Origin of the sequence: Mesorhizobium sp. M4A.F.Ca.ET.050.02.1.1 (genome assembly GCF_003997725.1) — a bacterium.
Taxonomy (GTDB): Bacteria; Pseudomonadota; Alphaproteobacteria; order Rhizobiales; family Rhizobiaceae; genus Mesorhizobium.
Genome location: NZ_RZSG01000619.1, coordinates 1 through 3,648, shown reverse-complemented (window position 1 = coordinate 3,648; position 3,648 = coordinate 1). Strand labels below are relative to the sequence as shown.

At 55.8% G+C, this 3,648-nt stretch carries 3 protein-coding genes and 1 pseudogene; 2 read left to right on the top strand and 2 right to left on the bottom strand.

Translation table 11 applies throughout. The annotated features are described in order from the left end of the window. On the bottom strand, positions 1–237 hold a 237-nt coding region (locus EOA33_RS39875), incomplete at its 3' end, for a hypothetical protein (RefSeq protein ID WP_210212619.1). On the opposite strand from EOA33_RS39875, the gene EOA33_RS28055 reads away from it, so the two are divergent. Together EOA33_RS28055 and EOA33_RS28050 are read left to right on the top strand one after the other, a co-directional pair. Continuing rightward, positions 131–1,744 carry a hypothetical protein gene (locus tag EOA33_RS28055; RefSeq protein ID WP_127407119.1) on the top strand — a complete coding sequence of 538 codons (1,614 nt, stop codon included), beginning with the start codon at positions 131–133 and terminating at the stop codon, positions 1,742–1,744. The genes EOA33_RS39875 and EOA33_RS28055 overlap by 107 nt on opposite strands. Continuing rightward, positions 1,734–2,771 carry a dienelactone hydrolase-related enzyme gene (locus EOA33_RS28050; RefSeq protein WP_127407118.1) on the top strand — a complete coding sequence of 346 codons (1,038 nt, stop codon included), beginning with the start codon at positions 1,734–1,736 and terminating at the stop codon, positions 2,769–2,771. The genes EOA33_RS28055 and EOA33_RS28050 overlap by 11 nt, the downstream gene beginning before the upstream one ends. On the opposite strand, the pseudogene EOA33_RS28045 reads toward EOA33_RS28050, so the two are convergent. Next, positions 2,687–3,385, bottom strand: a pseudogene (locus tag EOA33_RS28045) (plasmid pRiA4b ORF-3 family protein). The gene EOA33_RS28050 and the pseudogene EOA33_RS28045 sit on opposite strands and share 85 nt — an antisense overlap. Positions 3,386–3,648: the final 263 nt, after the last annotated feature.

The window sequence follows — 3,648 nt, the reverse complement described above, 5'->3', positions numbered from 1 at the left end:
ACAGCCATGGTCCTGCTCCGAGTAATTCGCGGCCCGCCCCTCGCCCGTTGCATCGAGTTGAAAAATACGTTGATCAGGAACGATGGCACGATAGGATACGAAACGAAGCGAAATCAGAGCCTGCAAGTCGTTGTTTAAGAATGAAAAGTTATTTCTCCCGCCACCGAGAGATGGGAGTGATTTCAAGGAAATATTCAAACGGTTAGCGGCTGCGGGTGCGGGTCGGCCGTTGGGCAAGGATGGATTTCCTGCAGGCCCATGGACGCCCGAGCTTCTTGCAGAGGCGATTTCACAAATTGATTCCAACCGGATCGGGGTCGATCTGCGAACAGTGCAGCTTTGGTTTCAAGACAACGACAAGGGTATTAGCGCTGCCAACATTCGTTGGCTGGCGAGGGTTTTTGGCTGCGGTGATCCGGTGGCCACCAGCGAATGGCAGATGGAACTGAGTGCTGCGCAATCGAGGTTAGCGGCCAAGAGACGAGAATCGAAGAGCGCCGGAAGCAGCATTGCACGGGAGATTCCAGATACAGCACTGGCTGCGACCTTTGATGACGACACAGCGTCTCCGGCAGAGCTAAAACGGGATACTGACGCCAAGGGGCCAAGGCGGCGTTTTAGTTTGGCGAGGAAATCGGAGGCGTTTTTTACTCACGGATCTCCTCTGAATTTGCCGGCGTCGGTGTTTGCAGGTGTCACCGCTCTTGGGTTTTTGTCATATACTCTGGGGATTCACAGCGTGACGTATGGCCGGGCGGATGGCGTCGTCAAGCAGGTGGGGTTTCTTTGGACAGCGAATTGGACATTCGTCTTCATGGTATTTTTGCCACTGTTTTTTGCCTTCGTGACCGAGCTAGTGACCTTTTGGAAAGATGAAGGCCGCCCAAAGGTTGTGGGGAATGGCAATAAGATGGAAAGCGACGATGCCTGGGCGCGCAGCGTAGAAGCTTCTTCGTATTCATATTGGGCGGTTTTTTTGATTTGTGTGCTGTTCGCCGGTCTTTTTCAGTGGATCGGCGTGTCATTGATCCCGTTGATGAAAGGTGGTGGCGACTATGCGACGGATTGGGGCTCGTTAGCGATTGTGCGCCCCGAGGTCATATCGGTTCCAGAAGCGGTCGTATTCACCGGGCTCGCTTACCTATACATGTGCCTTTGCTTTTATCTGTTCTTCGTAGGTCTCATTTTGCTCTATACGGTTGTCCATGATCTTTGCAGAATTGGAGAAGCAGCGAGTAATCGACCGGAAGTGGATTATCAACACGAGCTCAACGAAGCCAGCCTCAGAGTGATGCGCGGAACTTTTCGCTGTACTGTTTTGGGGGTTCTGATCGGCATAGTCATGAAGGTTCAGAGTGCTTACCTGACATCGCGTGGAGAAAATGTCGTGGCTTGGTTGGTCGGCGATATGTCTTCAGCTTTCCATGGCGGCAACGACGTGAGCGATGGCATCGCCTATAGGATGCCGACGCACTACAGCAGCTTTCTTATCGTTATTTCGACCTGTGTGGTTTTTGTGTATGGGACCGTCCGTTTGGGCGTCGGAAGTCGGTTTCCGGTTCCTTTGTGGAAAATGTCGGCGATCGTGGCGTTACTCGTTACTGGCTACTTGCTGATCGATGCATTCGCTGGCTTTTCGATCCTTCTGGGCGTTGGAGGGCTGCTCGCGATATACGGCCTCATTAATCCCGGATTTGGGCGATGGCGAGCGAGCGAGTTAGGAAAAAATCACAGTGTATCATAGCTGGCTTGATCGTTGGGATGAGCGGCGTGCGCGACGCGGTGAGGAAGGGAAGAAGACAACGGATTTCATCCTTGACGCGGACCGTGCCTTTCCAGGCGCGGGGAAGATTGCAAGCATCGAAGAGTTTTGTGTCCTTGCCGACCAGGCCGTGGCCGATCCAGCCTTTTTCGATGAGCCGAGCGAGAGCGATCAGCGTTTCGACCGGAAAGATGGGTGGTTAAGATTTCCATCGGACATTGCGAGTGATATCGCGGCGAACAATGTTGTGTGGGCGAAAATCACGGAAAGCGGGTCGTTCGATCGGGCGATGGTGATCTTTCACCATTGGAATGCCGGCGCGCGGAACCGTCAGATTGCCAGTTTTTTCTTGCGGCGTGGTATCACCGTTGTCGAGATTGCCATGCCTTATCACTTCGAGCGCAGCCGTCCCGGCTCCGCCTACGCCGACTATATGCTTAGCCCCAACCTTGGGCGAACGGTCCAGTCAATGAGGCAGGGGGTATTGGACGGGCGAAAGCTCATACGTTGGTTGAAGAGCGAAGGCTACAGAGAGATTTCGGTTCTTGGTATGAGCTTAGGTTCCTGGGTCGCGGGGTTGATTGCTGCGCGCGATGCCGCCGTGTCAAAAGCCTCGTTGTATCTGACGGCGGGGAGTCTGGCGGACATGGTCTGGACGGGCCGCGCGACACGATCGATACGCGATAGCCTTGAGGCCGAGATTGAGCTGACCGATCTCAGAAGGGCCTGGGCTCCACTTAACCTGGAGAATTACGCACATAGTCTGGCACGGCCTGATCTCGATCTTCACGTTGTGTTGGCCAAGAGAGACAAAGTGGTGTTGCCGGAGCTCTCGGCGAGGTTCATGCAGAGGCTCAAGGACGCTGGAGCCAGGCCGACTGTTTTGGAATTGAACTGTGGTCACTATTCGCTCGCCATGCCGCCTTACATTTTGCTGGCGGGTTTGAGCTTGAATCGGTTTCTGTCGCGTGCGGACAACTCTGCCCTGGGTTGGCGGCGGAAGCGGTAGTTTCCTCGTGCGGCGCGCACTGCCTTGGCGATCTTGCATATGGCGTCGAGGTCGCAGTTTTCGGGATGAAATTTGCGGCCGGCTCACCGGCGCCTGGCCTTGTGCTCTTCGTGACTGCTGTCGCGCCATGCTTCGAGGAACTCGGCATAGCCGTGCGGGCCGCCGACGTCCTCTGGCGGCCCTGACCGGCCAGCTGGATTGCAGCGAGGATAATTGACGCCTGCGTCGCGCGGAAGGCGTTTCATACGGATCAGATGGCGCCAGTTGTCGCCGAAGTCGTACTCATAGAGGATCGTGATGGGCTGTTCGTCGGGATCGCAGGAAAAAACGAAATCGACCATCCGTAACTCGGTTGCCTCGAAGTTACGATTGGCGGTGAAGCCGTCGTCGTCGAACTCCGGCGCGCCATAGAAGATGCCGCCGATGTTGAACTGGTGCAAATAGCTATCGGTCCAAGCAAAGGAGGCCTGGAGCACCTCGTGGAGTTGGGCAAGGTTGAGCGCCATCGGCAGCTCGAGGGTGCGGCTAATCCCCGGCTCAATTCCGATAAATGCGGGCCTCTGCGCGCACGATGTAGCTGTCGGGAGCAAAAGGGTCGAGCATGTGGCAAGCATGCCGCGCGTGAATGGCGTGGGCAAGGGGGCGGCAATTACGGCGCGCGACGAAGTGGCGACGGGTGCCACGACATTTCGCGGGTAGGGAAACGCTGCTGCGAAAACAACCCCGATTGTTGATCGGCCAGCCGTCCCAGCTTATTCATAGGCGCTCAACGCCTCCTTCTACGCCAGCCGAGAGAACATGAGCAGGTCCAAAGACCATTGCAGGCCGCGTCGGCATCGAGATGACGACGAGCCGTTTTCTTTTCCGGAGAAGCTAT